At 48.1% G+C, this 14028-nt stretch carries 13 protein-coding genes; 1 reads left to right on the plus strand and 12 read right to left on the minus strand.

Annotation, left to right across the window (positions count from 1 at the left end; translation table 11 throughout):
- Positions 1 to 396: 396 nt before the first annotated feature.
- From eno to rpoN, 8 genes are all read right to left on the minus strand, one after another.
- Positions 397 to 1683, minus strand: a complete 1287-nt coding sequence (gene eno / locus CR205_RS15540) for a phosphopyruvate hydratase (protein ID WP_110521070.1) — start codon at positions 1681 to 1683, stop codon at positions 397 to 399.
- 98 nt (positions 1684 to 1781) lie between these two features.
- Positions 1782 to 3320: a 2,3-bisphosphoglycerate-independent phosphoglycerate mutase gene (gene gpmI / locus CR205_RS15545; protein WP_110521071.1), complete on the minus strand. Its 1539-nt coding sequence runs from the start codon at positions 3318 to 3320 to the stop codon at positions 1782 to 1784.
- On the minus strand, positions 3313 to 4071 hold the full coding sequence (gene tpiA, locus CR205_RS15550) for a triose-phosphate isomerase (protein ID WP_110521072.1): 759 nt from the start codon (positions 4069 to 4071) through the stop codon (positions 3313 to 3315). The genes gpmI and tpiA overlap by 8 nt, the downstream gene beginning before the upstream one ends.
- 47 nt (positions 4072 to 4118) lie before the next feature.
- Positions 4119 to 5303, minus strand: a complete 1185-nt coding sequence (locus CR205_RS15555) for a phosphoglycerate kinase (RefSeq protein ID WP_110521073.1) — start codon at positions 5301 to 5303, stop codon at positions 4119 to 4121.
- Positions 5304 to 5514: 211 nt separating this feature from the next.
- Positions 5515 to 6522 carry a type I glyceraldehyde-3-phosphate dehydrogenase gene (gene gap, locus CR205_RS15560; RefSeq protein ID WP_110521074.1) on the minus strand — a complete coding sequence of 336 codons (1008 nt, stop codon included), beginning with the start codon at positions 6520 to 6522 and terminating at the stop codon, positions 5515 to 5517.
- Between the two features lie 99 nt (positions 6523 to 6621).
- Positions 6622 to 7653, minus strand: coding sequence for a sugar-binding transcriptional regulator (locus tag CR205_RS15565; protein WP_110521075.1), 1032 nt, complete (start codon positions 7651 to 7653; stop codon positions 6622 to 6624).
- A gap of 230 nt (positions 7654 to 7883) precedes the next feature.
- Entirely contained in the window at positions 7884 to 8138 is a 255-nt protein-coding gene (locus tag CR205_RS15570; RefSeq protein WP_110521076.1) for a glutaredoxin family protein, read from the minus strand.
- Between the two features lie 16 nt (positions 8139 to 8154).
- A complete protein-coding gene (gene rpoN / locus CR205_RS15575; RefSeq protein ID WP_110521077.1) occupies positions 8155 to 9513 on the minus strand; it encodes an RNA polymerase factor sigma-54 in 1359 nt (452 codons plus the stop codon).
- A 374-nt stretch (positions 9514 to 9887) separates the two neighbouring features.
- Here rpoN and clpP point away from each other — a divergent pair, with 374 nt between their 5' ends.
- Positions 9888 to 10475, plus strand: a complete 588-nt coding sequence (clpP, locus tag CR205_RS15580) for an ATP-dependent Clp endopeptidase proteolytic subunit ClpP (protein WP_110521078.1) — start codon at positions 9888 to 9890, stop codon at positions 10473 to 10475.
- Between the two features lie 314 nt (positions 10476 to 10789).
- Here the strand turns inward: clpP and CR205_RS15585 are convergent, their stop codons facing one another.
- The 4 genes from CR205_RS15585 to rapZ form a co-directional block, all read right to left on the minus strand.
- Positions 10790 to 11047 carry an HPr family phosphocarrier protein gene (locus CR205_RS15585; RefSeq protein ID WP_110521079.1) on the minus strand — a complete coding sequence of 86 codons (258 nt, stop codon included), beginning with the start codon at positions 11045 to 11047 and terminating at the stop codon, positions 10790 to 10792.
- 92 nt (positions 11048 to 11139) lie between these two features.
- Positions 11140 to 12087 carry a DNA-binding protein WhiA gene (whiA, locus tag CR205_RS15590; RefSeq protein ID WP_110521080.1) on the minus strand — a complete coding sequence of 316 codons (948 nt, stop codon included), beginning with the start codon at positions 12085 to 12087 and terminating at the stop codon, positions 11140 to 11142.
- A 69-nt stretch (positions 12088 to 12156) separates the two neighbouring features.
- Complete coding sequence (locus tag CR205_RS15595) at positions 12157 to 13101, minus strand: gluconeogenesis factor YvcK family protein (RefSeq protein WP_110521081.1); 945 nt, start codon at positions 13099 to 13101, stop codon at positions 12157 to 12159.
- A complete protein-coding gene (rapZ, locus tag CR205_RS15600) occupies positions 13098 to 14015 on the minus strand; it encodes an RNase adapter RapZ (RefSeq protein WP_110521082.1) in 918 nt (305 codons plus the stop codon). Before rapZ ends, CR205_RS15595 begins: the two co-directional genes overlap by 4 nt.
- Positions 14016 to 14028: the final 13 nt, after the last annotated feature.

The following is a 14028-nucleotide window of genomic DNA, read 5'->3' on the forward strand; positions in this document are numbered from 1 at the left end:
TCTTCGAAAATATTATTACGCTTCAGGCGGACGCTTTCCGCGGGCAACGCCTCAGCCTCCTACGGGATAAGCACCCTCCGGGGGTCTTCGGCCGTTGCTTTTCCCGCAGGAGTCGCCGCCTTCCGCTTCATAATTAACTATACGAAAAGCTGCATTTTATTTGAAAACAGACACCTAGTGAGAATACTGCTTTCAAACCATTTGGGAGTGAAATTGGTCAGCTGGTTACGTGCGGAGCTTGACGGGAGCCTCCTGCGGCTATGGAGGCTTGCCGGCATCGCCGCGGAAAGCGAACGAACGGCGTGGAGCGAAGCTTCTTTTCAGTGTAGCTTAAATCATACAGAAAAAACCTCCGCTTCCCTTGAAAGGAAAGCGGAGGTTTTATTAGTAACCGGATTACTTTTTACCAAGGTGGTAGAAAGCGTCGCGGCCGGCATAGCGGCCGATGTTTTCAAGCTCGTCCTCGATGCGGAGAAGCTGGTTGTATTTAGCAACGCGGTCCGTACGGGACGGAGCACCAGTCTTGATCTGACCAGCGTTTGTCGCCACGGCGATGTCCGCGATGATGCTGTCTTCTGTTTCACCGGAACGGTGGGAAATAACAGAAGTGTAACCGGAACGCTTCGCAAGCTCAATGGCTTCGAAAGTTTCTGTGAGTGTACCGATCTGGTTCACCTTGATCAGGATGGAGTTTCCTACACCCTGCTCAATGCCCTGAGCCAGCTTGTTTGTGTTTGTAACGAACAGGTCGTCGCCGACAAGCTGTACTTTTTCGCCAAGAGCGTCAGTAAGCTTCTTGAAGCCGTCCCAGTCGTTTTCGTCAAGACCGTCTTCAATGGAAACGATTGGATACTTCGAGCAGAGATCCTCGTAGTAAGCAACCATTTCTTCAGATGTTTTGACAACCCCTTCGCCTTTAAGGTTGTATTTGCCGTCTTCATAGATTTCAGAAGCTGCAACGTCCATAGCAAGAAGGATGTCCTCGCCAGGCTTGTAACCTGCTTTTTCAACAGCTTCCACGATTGTGGAAAGTGCTTCTTCATTGGAAGAAAGGTTGGGAGCAAATCCGCCTTCGTCTCCGACAGAAGTATTGTAGCCTTTCGCGCTCAGTACTTTTTTCAGGTTGTGGAAGATTTCCGCACCCATGCGAAGGGCGTCAGTGAAACGCTCTGCTCCAACAGGCATAATCATGAATTCCTGGATGTCCACGTTGTTGTCCGCGTGCTCACCGCCGTTAAGAATGTTCATCATTGGTGTTGGAAGTGTGCGGGCGTTGAAGCCGCCAAGGTAAACGTAAAGCGGAAGGCCCAGTGCTTCAGAAGCCGCACGGGCAACAGCCATGGATACACCAAGGATCGCGTTTGCACCAAGTTTGCCTTTGTTTTCTGTACCGTCAAGCTCGATCATCAGCTGGTCGATCCCCGCCTGGTCGATGGCGTCAAAACCAACCAGTTCAGGTGCAATAACTTCGTTAACGTTATCTACAGCCTGGGATACACCTTTCCCCATCCAAGCGTCGCCGCCGTCACGAAGCTCAACCGCTTCGTATTCACCAGTGGAGGCACCGCTTGGAACCAATGCGCGGCCGATTGCACCGCTCTCAGTTGTTACTTCTACTTCAACAGTCGGGTTCCCGCGGGAATCCAGTACCTGGCGTGCATATACATCAATAATCGCTGTCATGTGTGAAACACTCCTTCGAAATTATAGTTTTCCTTCCGGTTGTAAAAGAACCAAATGGGTATTCGCCCCGTGTTCTTTTTTCACCTGCAAAGGGGATATTACTTTTTGATTAAGGTTTTGCCGGTCATCTCTTTCGGCTTATCTACACCGATCAGATCCAGAACCGTCGGCGCAAGGTCACCGAGAATCCCGTCTTCACGAAGATCACTGTGCTGGTTTGTTACGATCACCGGAACCGGGTTGGTTGTGTGGGCTGTCATCGGACCGCCTTCGAGCGTTTCAATTTCGTCTGAGTTTCCGTGGTCCGCTGTAATAATAGCATGTCCGCCTTTTTCATGAATCTTCTCTACGACGCGCCCGAGACATTCGTCCACGGTTTCGATCGCCTTCACAGTCGGATCCATCTTTCCCGAATGTCCAACCATATCCGGGTTGGCAAAGTTCAGGATAATCACATCATGCTTGTCCTGGTCGAGCTCACTGAGCAGTGCGTCCGTCACTTCGTAAGCACTCATCTCCGGTTTAAGGTCGTAGGTCGCCACTTTCGGAGAATCAATCAGCACCCTCTCTTCTCCATCGAACTTCTCTTCCCGTCCGCCGCTGAAGAAGAACGTGACGTGAGGATACTTCTCGGTTTCGGCAATACGAAGCTGGGCAAGACCGGCTTCTGAAACGACTTCGCCGAGTGTATTGGCAAGGTTCTGAGGCTTGAACGCCACATAGCCGTTCACCGTCTCACTGAAGTGAGTCAGGCAGACGTAGTGAACGTCTTTAGGGAAGCGGTGACCCTTGTCAAATCCTTCAAATTCATCGTTTGTAAACACCTGAGACATCTGAATCGCCCGGTCAGGACGGAAGTTGAAAAAGATAATCCCGTCACCTTCCTGAATCGTGCCTACCGGCGTTTCGCCATCTTCCTTCGTCATAACGGAAGGAAGAACGAATTCGTCATGGATGTCGTTCTTATAGGAATCCTCGAGAGCTTCAAGAGGACTCCGGTATTTCAGTCCTTCTCCGTACACCATGGCACGGTAGGATTTTTCCACACGATCCCACCGCTTGTCCCGGTCCATTGCGTAATAACGGCCCTGGATCGAAGCGATCTCACCGATGCCAAGTTCGCTCATACGCTCCTCTGTCTGGCGCAGATACTTTTCCGCCGACTGGGGACCAACGTCCCGGCCGTCAAGAAAGCCGTGGAGATACACACGTTCCACTCCGCTCTTTTTCGCCATTTCAAGAAGAGCGAACATGTGGTTAATATGGCTATGGATCCCTCCGTCAGAAAGGAGACCGTAAATGTGGAGACTTTTATCGTTATCCTTTACGTGATCCATCACGTCTACAAACGTCTGGTTTGCAGCAAACTCCCCTTCACGAATGCTCAGGTTGACCCGTGTCAGGCTTTGATAAACGACGCGCCCTGCACCAATGTTTAAATGGCCGACTTCGGAATTGCCCATCTGGCCTTCCGGCAGACCGACAGCTTCCCCGCTCGCTTCAAGAGTTGCATGGGGATAGTCATTCCAGAACCGGTCAAAGTTCGGTTTGTCTGCTTTTTTAACAGCGTTTCCTTTTTCTTCGTCGCGCAGCGCAAAACCATCGAGGATGATCAGCGCAGTCGGTTTCTTACTCATTTCCTGCCTCCACAAGCTGCATAAAGGATTGCGGATCGAGACTCGCGCCGCCGACAAGAGCTCCATCAATATCAGACTTGCCAAGAAGTTCGCCGATGTTGGCCGGTTTTACACTTCCGCCGTATTGAATGCGGACAGCTTCAGCTGCAGATTCGGAGAAACGGGATTTTACAACTTCGCGGATAACAGCGCAGGTATCGTTTGCATCATCAGCGGATGCAGTTTTACCTGTTCCGATCGCCCAGATTGGTTCATAAGCGATAACTGTCTTTTTCACCTGCTCATCAGTAAGACCATTAAGACCTTTTTCAACCTGCTCTGTTACGACCTGAGCCGTTTTGTCGGCTTCTTTTTCTTCAAGTGACTCACCGACACACATAATAGGTGTGAGATTGTGCTTGAATGCCGCATGTACCTTCTGGTTCACACTTTCGTCTGTTTCAGCAAACATATCCCGGCGCTCGGAGTGACCGATGACAACGTAGGAGACACCGAGATCCGCCAGTGCTTCAGGACTTGTTTCGCCTGTAAACGCACCGCTTTCTTCGAAATGCATATTCTGTGCACCGATTTTAAGATCCGTGCTTTCCGTTTCCTTTACCAGGGCATCAAGGAAGAGAGGAGACGAGCATACAACTGCGTCTACAGTCTCGGATGAAGGGATCAGTCCCTTTACTTCCTGTACAAAATCGAGCGCTTCACGCTTCGTTTTGTTCATTTTCCAGTTTCCTGCAATGATCGGTTTACGCATTTTTCAGCCTCCTGTAATTCAATCTGTTTTGCGGTTAACCCGCATCTTTACTTGTCGTTTAATGCGACTACGCCAGGCAGTTCCTTGCCTTCCATAAACTCAAGAGAAGCACCGCCGCCTGTAGAGATATGATCCATACGGTCTGCCATCCCGAATTTTTCAACCGCTGCTGCGGAGTCACCGCCGCCAATGACTGTATACGTACCTTCTGCACCGGCAAGGGCTTCACCTACCGCTTTTGTGCCGTTGGCAAACGTTTCAAGTTCGAACACACCCATAGGTCCGTTCCAGATCGCCAGCTTGGAAGAAGCGATCACTTCGCTGAACGTCTCCCGTGTTTTAGGTCCGATATCAAGACCTTCCCAGTCACCAGGGATGCTGTCGATGGATACGACCTGGGTATTGGCATCTTCACCGAAATCATCGGCTACAACCACGTCTTCAGGCATATACAGGTTTACACCGTTCTTTTCTGCTTTTGCCATGAACTCTTTTGCAAGCTCAATTTTATCTTCTTCAAGAAGAGATTTCCCAATTTCATAGCCGCGGGCTTTGATAAACGTGTAAGCAAGGCCGCCGCCGATAATCAGGTTGTCCACTTTCTCAAGGAGGTTATCAATAACGCCGATCTTATCTTTTACTTTCGCCCCGCCGATGATGGCAGTAAATGGACGTTCCGGATCAAGAAGCGCTTTGCCGAGTACATCAAGTTCCTTTTCCATAAGAAGGCCTGCCACAGCCGGAAGGTGGTGTGCAACGCCTTCTGTTGATGCATGTGCGCGGTGAGCCGCACCGAATGCATCGTTTACATAGACGTCGGCAAGTTCTGCAAAGGATGCCGCAAGGTCTGCATCGTTCTTTTCTTCGCCTGCTTCGAAGCGGACGTTTTCCAAAAGAACAATATCCCCTTCACCGAGTTGTTCTATTGCTTTTTTCGGTTCATCACCATAGACTTCGTCTGTTTTGAGAACTTCTTTGCCCAGAAGATTGCTTAGATGCTTTGCAACCGGGTCCAGACGCAGGTCTTCAACAACGCTTCCTTTCGGACGGCCCAGGTGACTTGCGAGAATCACTTTTGCTCCCTGTTCAGTGAGATACTGAATGGTTGGGAGAGCTGCACGGATCCGAGTGTCGTCTGTTACTTCTCCGTCTTTCATTGGAACGTTGAAGTCCACACGGCAAAAAACCCGTTTACCTTGAAGGTCGAGGTCACGAATTGATTTTTTGTTCATGAAGATGGCCTCCTCATTGCTTTTATTTTTGAAGTGGGTGCGTCGATACAAGCAGCTTTTCGTTTTTCGTGAAGCAGGCGCTCGCCGCCTTACACTTCCTTCAGATATCCGCTTGGACATCGGTACTTTCGAAATGAGTTAAGTAAGGATGAAAGAGGAAAGCGGACAATTCCGTTTCCTCTTTCGGATGTTACTGTGGGTTCTAAGAGGCTTACAGGCCTTTTTCAGCCATGTATTCAACAAGGTCAACAACGCGGCTTGAGTAGCCCCACTCGTTATCATACCAGGAGATTACTTTAACCATGTTGCCTTCCATAACCATAGTGGATAGGGCATCGATCGTGGAAGATTCAGGATTTCCGTTGTAGTCGCCGGAAACAAGCGGCTCTTCGCTGTATCCGAGTACGCCTTTAAGGTCGCCTTCAGCAGCTTCTTTAAACGCAGCGTTTACTTCTTCTGCTGTAACTTCTTTGTCAAGCTCAGCTACAAGGTCGACAAGAGATACGTTTGGTGTAGGAACACGCATCGCACCGCCGTTAAGCTTCCCTTTAAGCTCTGGAAGGACAAGAGCTACTGCTTTTGCAGCACCAGTTGTAGTCGGAATGATGTTTTCAGCTGCTGCACGGGCACGACGGTAGTCCTTGTGCGGAAGGTCAAGGATCTGCTGGTCGTTCGTGTAAGAGTGAACGGTTGTCATCATACCGCGGCGGATGCCGAACTTGTCGTTAAGAACCTTCGCAAATGGCGCAAGGCAGTTTGTCGTACAGGATGCGTTGGATACTACGTGATGGTTCTCTGCCTCGTACTGATCTTCGTTTACACCCATAACTACGGTGATATCTTCTTCAGATGCCGGAGCAGAGATAATGACCTTTTTCGCTCCTGCTTCGATATGCTTCGCAGCGTCAGCGCGCTTCGTGAAACGGCCTGTTGATTCTACAACCACTTCAACACCGAGGTCGCCCCAGCCTAGTTTTGCAGGGTCGCGCTCAGCAAGTACTTTAATTTCCTTGCCGTTCACAACAAGGTTGTCGCCGCTTACTTCAACATTTCCGTCAAGTTTTCCGTGAACAGAGTCATATTGAAGAAGGTGTGCAAGCATGTCAGCGTCTGTAAGATCGTTAACAGCCACCACTTCCACGTTGTCATTGTTTAGTGCTGCGCGGAACACGTTACGTCCGATTCGTCCAAAACCATTGATACCGATTTTTGTAGCCATAATAAAAGCTCCTCCTTAGATTGGTAAAGAAAGTTTTATATTTCAAAGGGTATTCCCCTTGATTCACAAATTTAAAGCCTGTTTTTCAGAAAACAGGGTTCATATTCTCGTTTTTTCGAGAATCGCCCTCGCTGCGCCTTCGTCAGTGACGAGCACTTCGCTTGGTCCCTGCTTCATATAGGCACGGATGGCGTCTCCTTTTGAAGAGCCTCCTGCGACTGCAATCACGTTTGGAAGAGCATTCAGATCTTCCATTTGAAGTCCGATCGTAAGCACTTTATGGATAATATCCCCACTATGATCGAAATAATAACCAAACGCTTCTGCAACTGCCTTCTTCTCCTGCAGTTTACTGACCACTTCCTCAGATGACTGTCTTCTCTTCGCCATCGTTTTGGCTTCACCGATGCCATGAACAACCATTGTCGCCGAACGGATCAGGTTCAGAATTTCCCTGACAGACGGTTCTTCAATCAGTGAACTGTAGGAATCTTTCCCTAACTGATCCGGTACGTGAAGCAGCCGGTATCTGCCTGATGCTCTCCGCGCCATTTCGGCACAGATTGTATTGGCCTGATTTTCAACCTGCTCACCAAGTCCGCCGCGGGCCGGCACGAAAATTGCCTGCCGGAGTTCGGCATTGGGGACCATCATTTCCGCAACGGCTGAGATTGACGTCCCTCCCGTTACAGCAATAATATTCTCCCTTTCGGTGAGCGACTTTTTCATGATCGCTACACAGGCTCGCCCCATCTCATTTTTGACCCATGGGAACTGGTCGCTGTCACCGGGAACGATAACCACCTGATCTAGCTGAAAAATGTCCTGAAGCTTTTTTTCCATCGTACTCAGGTTGAAGGTTTCCTTCATGACTTCCTCGAGTTGAACAAGTAAATTGTGCCCTTCTTCTGTGAGAGTCATACCGGAAGAGGCTACGTAAAGTAGACCTTGATCCTTCAGAAACATCACTTCGCTTCTGAGTACACGTTCACTCATCTCCAGACTTGCTGCCAGGTTTCGTCTGCCGATTGGCTCCATTAACCGGACGAAGCGGAGAATCCGATATCTCATGCTCATGGTGTCCACGAGTTCGGGAAGCAGCTTTTTTTGAATATCCAGCAATCGATTCATAGGCTGCAGCTCCTTTTTTCATTTGTCCGTTTATATGTAACAATCCCCGGGCATAGTGAGACAAGCGCACAGGGAGGGACCGGGACGCTCGAAGTCCCCCATAGACATAATGTGTCCCAATGAGTCGAAAAAAAAGACCCTTTTTCCTGCTGACAGAAAAATTTCTCCGGAAAGCTCCCAATTGAGCTTTCCAAAGACATTGTAGCAAGTAAAGAATCATGATTCAAGAATTAAGTTGTAAAGATTGTATTTAGATTTTTTTCCAGCGTGTAAAGAGAGAGTCTGCCTTCATCGACGACAGCCCCGTTTTCCGCCTCCACAACCGGTATCCGGATCTGGTATTTTTCAAGAAGGACATCGTCTTTATAAATATCAACCTCGTTGATTTCAAACGAATACTCGTCTTTCAGCATTTCGAGAAGAACAAGACCTTCCTCACAGAGGGGACAGTCTTTTTTTGTATAAAAAGTCAGGTTGCGGTTCATTGTGTTTCCTTTCTGGTCAGGCGTATCTTTTTCTCCGGGATGAAGATGGGATATGCATTTCATCACGGTATTTAGCCACTGTCCTTCTGGAGATCCGGATGTCGTAGTCGGATTTCAGAAGATCGGCAAGTTTCTGATCGGAAAGCGGTTTGTTTTTCGACTCCTGGTCCACAAGGCGCTTCAGATAAATTTTTACTTTTTCAGAAGAAGCACCATCCCCGTTTCCACTTCCGGCACCAACCATGGAAGTAAAGAAGTATTTCAGCTCATAGACACCTTGAGGCGTCTGAATATATTTTCTTGTTGTGGCACGGGAAACGGTCGACTCGTGCACACCAACCTGCTCAGCAATCTGCTTGAGGGTTAAGGGTTTCAGGTGGCCAGGCCCATCTTCAAGAAAATGTTCCTGATGCGAAACAACCGCTTCTGTAACTTTACGCAGGGTTTCCTGCCGCTGAGCAATGCTTTTTATGATCCACTGAAGCTGCTCTTTTTTCTGTTTAAGATAATGGTTCAGTTCAGCATCCTGCTCCTGAAGCATTTTTTCATAGTTCGGGTTGACGAATACTTTTGGGATATACTGGTCGTTGAGAATAACCTGATACTGTCCTTCAATTTTTTTTACGGTCACATCCGGCGTTACATACTCGGCCGGTTCATCGTAAAAGGCTGCTCCGGGTTTAGGGTTGAGCGTTTTTATAAGGTCGGCTACACTCTGAACATCCTGAAGAGTGACACCTTCTTTTTTTGCAATTTTTTTGTATTGTTTGCTGCCCAGAAGATCAAGATCATTTTCAACGACCCGTTCTGCCAGCGGATCACGGTTCTCAAGCTGCCTCAGTTGGAGCAGCAGGCAGTCTTTAAGCGATACAGCACCAATACCGGCAGGTTCAAGACCTTGAAGAACTGCCAGTGCGCCTCGTGTATCCTCAACCGATTCATCAAGTTCCTCGGCAAACGTTTCTATGTCGTAGGGCAGATAGCCGTTTTCATCGGTATTTAATGCAAGATAAATGACAATACGCCGCTGTTTCTCAGGTATTTCAAGAAAACGGATCTGGCGCAGGAGTGCATCCTGGAGACCCTCTTCCCTGCTGCTGACGTGATCAATCGCAGAGTATTCATCATCGGAATCATGGTTATTGCGGCGGCTGTCAAAATGAGGAGTCTGCAGATTGATACTGTCTCTGACAAGCTCTTCGCCGGCCCGCTTTTCCTTCAATTCAATGAGGGGATTTTCCAGCTGCTGTTCATGCAGGTAATGGTTTAAGTCAAGTGCTGAATACTGGAGAATCGTAATTGCCTGTCTCAGTTCATTGGTCATGACAAGCTTCATTGTCTGCTGCTGATACAGCCCTAAATCCATATTCATCATGAGGTACAACCTCCCTCATTCAAGTATACATGATGTGACAAATTCTTTAAACAATCCGGACAATCTGATTGTTTCACAGAACTAATTCTATCATATAATGTATGCGCTTTCTTTGTGTAATATCTGTCATCCGGCTGATTTGAAGCCTGCATGTCCGTCAGATCACCAAGTATAGTAATTTTGATGCCCTATTTCATGGTTCCGTGTTTGAACATGTACGGATTAGGCTATCATGAAAAGTGTCGATTTATTTAAGCGAGTACATAGGGCGTAATTATTTGACCTTCATTGACCATTGAGGTTATGATAAAGGTACCTTCATCCAAGAAGCAGATATGGTGATAAAAAATTGAGTACTCAGAGGAGGATTTTACATGAACTTAATTCCTACAGTAATTGAACAGACGAACCGCGGAGAAAGAGCGTATGACATCTACTCCCGTCTTCTGAAAGACCGGATTATTATGCTGGGTTCAGGCATTGATGACAACGTGGCCAACTCAATTGTAGCCCAGCTCCTGTTCCTTGCAGCAGAGGATCCGGAAAAGGACATTTCCCTTTACATCAACAGCCCGGGCGGATCCATTACATCCGGCATGGCCATTTATGATACGATGCAGTTTATTGCACCGAAAGTACAGACAATCTGTATCGGTATGGCAGCAAGCATGGGAGCATTCCTCCTTGCAGCGGGTGAACCAGGTAAGCGTTTTGCCCTGCCAAACAGTGAAGTCATGATCCACCAGCCGCTCGGCGGCACTCAGGGGCAGGCTTCTGATATTGAAATTCATGCGAAGCGGATCCTTGAAATGCGCGAGAAACTAAACCAGATTCTCGCTGAGCGCACAGGCCAGCCTCTTGAAGTGATTCAACGTGATACGGACCGTGATAACTTCATGACTGCTGAAAATGCGAAAAAGTACGGCCTGATCGATGACGTTATGGCTAAAAAGCCGGAATAAAGCGGTGTAAAACCGACATACAAACCAAATGCCCCTGCCAGGTTAAAAACCTGCAGGGGCACTTTTTTTGATCTTCCTTTATGGTCTTTTTGCGTAGAATGCCGTTTTATTCCGCTGCAGGCGGACGCTTTCCGCGGGCATCGCTTCAGCCTCCTCGGGTAAAACGCCCTGCGGGGTCTTCTATCGATGCTTTTCCCGCAGGAGTCACCACCTTAAGCTCCACATCAGAATATAACAGCTTATCATTTTAAGGGCAGCTTTCCGGATAGAATGAAACAGCTTTTTTATGAAACCGGTTGCTTTTTAGAGCTGAATTATTCTTCTTTTTCTACGAAATCCCTGAGTGCAGCCAGTGCCTCTTTTTCATCACTGCCTTCAATTGTCAATGAAATGGTTTTGCCCGCACCTACTGCCAGACTCATAATCCCCATGATACTTTTAGCGTTTACCTTTTTTCCGTCGCGCTCAATAAAAATATCAGATGAAAAACGGTTGGCTTCCTGAACAAACAATGCTGCAGGTCGCGCCTGAAGCCCCGCTTTTCTTTTTACTGTTACATTTTCTTCAATCATGATCGTTCCTCCCTTTTACCCGTTTAATTGTGCTGTTTTTTTGTATGGCTGTCGAAGCGCTTTCAAATTAAGTAGGTGAAAGGAACAGCCTCTTATGGCTGCACCTTTTCACCGGCCTTTAGTTTCATGGCATACTCATCAATTTTCCTGAGTCGGTGGTTCACACCGGATTTACTGACTTTTCCGCTTTCCACCATTTCCCCGAGCTCCTTCAGGGTCACGTCCTGATGATTCACACGAAGCTCAGCGATTTCCCTGAGCTTGTCCGGCAGGACGTGAAGGCCGACTTCCTGCTGGATAAACTTTATATTTTCGACCTGCCTTAAAGCTGCACCGACCGTTTTATTCAGGTTGGCTGTTTCGCAGTTCACGAGCCGGTTAACAGAATTTCTCATATCCTTCATAATCCGTACATCTTCGAAACGAAGCAGTGACTGATGGGCGCCAACAACGTTCAGAAAATCACTGATCCTCTCTCCCTCTTTAAGGTAGAGGATGAAGCCTTTCTTTCTTTCGAGCATTTTGGCATTCAGATTGAAATGATTCATGAGTCGCCTCAGTGAGTCATTATGCTCTTCATAAAGAGAGAAAATTTCCAGATGATAGGAAGAGGTTTCAGGATGACTCACCGATCCTCCCGCAAGAAAAGCCCCTCGCAAATAAGCCCTTTTACAGCAGTCCGAAGCAATCAGATCAGGGGATATTTCACGTGTAAAAGTGAAGGATTCGCTCATGATCTTTAGTTCTTCCAGGAGCATCATTGCTTCTCTTGAAATCCTCACCACATACACATTATTCTTTTTCAGTCTCATCTTCTTACGGACAAGAAGTTCCGCGTGAAGAGGAAAACATGCTTTAATCAGCGAATAAATCCGCCTTGCAATCGCTGCATTCTCTGTCTGGATATCAAGAATGAGCTGTTTGTTTCCAAATGACAGAGAGCCGTTCATCCGGATGAGTGCGGCCAGTTCTGCTTTGCTGCAGCACTGGTCCACATCCAGCTGGGTAAGCTCTTTTTTAGTCATGGAAGCAAAGGACATCCGCCCCACCTCCTGACGCAGTCCGATTTCGAACGAGGACTGCCTGTTTATTTTACTTGTACACCAAGGCTACAGCATGCTCACAAGCCGCTGTGATACCTTGCCTGCATCATGGCGTAACAGTTTATTATTATAGTATAGCAGTTCATCCCCGATCACTTCCACTGCCAATGTTTTCAGCCGGTCTGCATCCACTTTCACTTCCATTGCCCCTTCCCCAGCGTAGCGCTCCGCATACGAATGAGGAATCGGTTCGATATTAACAAGGATTTTATCAAGCAGGCTGGGTCCCACATGATCCACAAGCGCCTGTACGTGATCGCCGGCTGTGAAATCGTCTGTTTCCCCAGGCTGGGTCATGACGTTACAGATATACACTTTCTGCGCCGCTGCCTCCTTGATCGCTTTTGAAATACCAGGTACGAGCAGATTTGGCAAAATGGATGTGTACAGACTTCCCGGACCGATTACGATCAGGTCCGCCTCTTCGATCGCGTGAACTGAATCAGCAAGGGCCGTGACATCAGCAGGTTCAAGAAATACCCGTTTGATCCGTTTTCCTGCCTTAGGAATTTTCGACTCCCCTTCCACCAGTGAACCGTCCTCCATTTCCGCGTGAAGAACGATGCTCTGGTTGGCAGCAGGCAGTACTTTTCCTTTAACATTGAGCACCCTGCTGAGCACCTGCACCCCTCTGGCAAAATCCCCTGTAATGGAGGTCATTCCTGCCAGCAGCAGATTACCTAGTGAGTGACCGGACAGACCGTTGCCGTTCTGAAAGCGGTGCTGAAAGAGCTCTTCCACGATCGGCTCCACTTCAGAAAGAGCAACGAGCACGTTACGCACATCTCCCGGAGGAGGAATATCAAGTTCCTTCCGCAATCGTCCTGAGCTTCCCCCATCATCAGCAACTGTTACGATTGCTGTAATGTCTACAGGAAACGATTTTAAACCTCTGAGTAAAACGGATAATCCGGTTCCCCCGCCTAAGATGACGATATTGGCTTTTTTCAACCTTCTTTACGCCCTTTCTCGACATCCCGATGGGTCACATAGGTGATGTAGCCCGAATCGGCAATTTTCCTCTTGAAATACTCGGCCAGAGTGACAGAACGATGTTTGCCGCCTGTGCAGCCGATCGCCACCACAAGCTGGCTTTTTCCTTCACGTTTATAATGGGGAAGCATGTAATTCAGAAGATCCTCGAGTTTATCGTTAAACTGCTTGGTCTCGGACCATTTAAGTACGTAATCCGATACTTCTTTATCAAGCCCCGTTTTCGGCCGCATGTGGTCGATGTAGTGGGGGTTCGGCAGAAACCTGACGTCAAAGACCAGGTCCGCATCGATCGGAATCCCATGTTTAAACCCGAAAGAAAGAACCTGAACGGTAAACACCTGTTTTTCCGGCGAGGTAAACCGCTCAATAATTTTTTCGCGAAGGGCCAGCGGCTTCAGCTCGCTCGTATCGACAATGTACTGTGCCTGGCCCTTCAGTTCATCGAGCATGGACCGCTCAAGTCTGATGCCTTCAAGAGGAGGACCATCCCCTGCGAGAGGATGTGACCGCCTAGTCTCCTTATAGCGCCTTACAAGGACATCGTCTTTAGCGTCCAGGAAAAGAATCTGCGGGGTCACGTCTGCTTCGGCACTGAGGAGGTTGATCGTTTCAAAAAGCTCATCGAAGAAGTCCCGTCCTCTTAAGTCGATCACAAACGCAACTTTATTCATTTTCCCGCCGGAATTCTCAATCAGGTCAATAAATTTTGGAATCAGTGCCGGCGGCAGGTTATCGACACAGAAATAACCAAGATCCTCAAAACTCTGAACAGCAACCGTTTTCCCCGCACCGGACATACCGGTAATTATGACAATTTCCATTTCATCAGCCGTTATTCCAGGCTTATGACTGGTTTCGGACACCTTCATCACCTCTCCGTAA

The organism is Alteribacter lacisalsi (assembly GCF_003226345.1).
Lineage (GTDB): Bacteria > Bacillota > Bacilli > Bacillales > Salisediminibacteriaceae > Alteribacter > Alteribacter lacisalsi.

What these genes read in the sequence shown, in the direction of transcription:
- CR205_RS15585 (WP_110521079.1), bottom strand. Translation starts at nt 11,047, where the DNA reads ATGATTGAAGAAAATGTAACAGTAAAAAGAAAAGCGGGGCTTCAGGCG.
- clpP (WP_110521078.1), top strand. Translation starts at nt 9,888, where the DNA reads ATGAACTTAATTCCTACAGTAATTGAACAGACGAACCGCGGAGAAAGA.
- whiA (WP_110521080.1), bottom strand. Translation starts at nt 12,087, where the DNA reads ATGTCCTTTGCTTCCATGACTAAAAAAGAGCTTACCCAGCTGGATGTG.
- CR205_RS15555 (WP_110521073.1), bottom strand. Translation starts at nt 5,303, where the DNA reads ATGAACAAAAAATCAATTCGTGACCTCGACCTTCAAGGTAAACGGGTT.
- CR205_RS15570 (WP_110521076.1), bottom strand. Translation starts at nt 8,138, where the DNA reads ATGAACCGCAACCTGACTTTTTATACAAAAAAAGACTGTCCCCTCTGT.
- CR205_RS15565 (WP_110521075.1), bottom strand. Translation starts at nt 7,653, where the DNA reads ATGAATCGATTGCTGGATATTCAAAAAAAGCTGCTTCCCGAACTCGTG.
- rapZ (WP_110521082.1), bottom strand. Translation starts at nt 14,015, where the DNA reads ATGAAGGTGTCCGAAACCAGTCATAAGCCTGGAATAACGGCTGATGAA.
- tpiA (WP_110521072.1), bottom strand. Translation starts at nt 4,071, where the DNA reads ATGCGTAAACCGATCATTGCAGGAAACTGGAAAATGAACAAAACGAAG.
- gpmI (WP_110521071.1), bottom strand. Translation starts at nt 3,320, where the DNA reads ATGAGTAAGAAACCGACTGCGCTGATCATCCTCGATGGTTTTGCGCTG.
- rpoN (WP_110521077.1), bottom strand. Translation starts at nt 9,513, where the DNA reads ATGATGAATATGGATTTAGGGCTGTATCAGCAGCAGACAATGAAGCTT.
- gap (WP_110521074.1), bottom strand. Translation starts at nt 6,522, where the DNA reads ATGGCTACAAAAATCGGTATCAATGGTTTTGGACGAATCGGACGTAAC.
- eno (WP_110521070.1), bottom strand. Translation starts at nt 1,683, where the DNA reads ATGACAGCGATTATTGATGTATATGCACGCCAGGTACTGGATTCCCGC.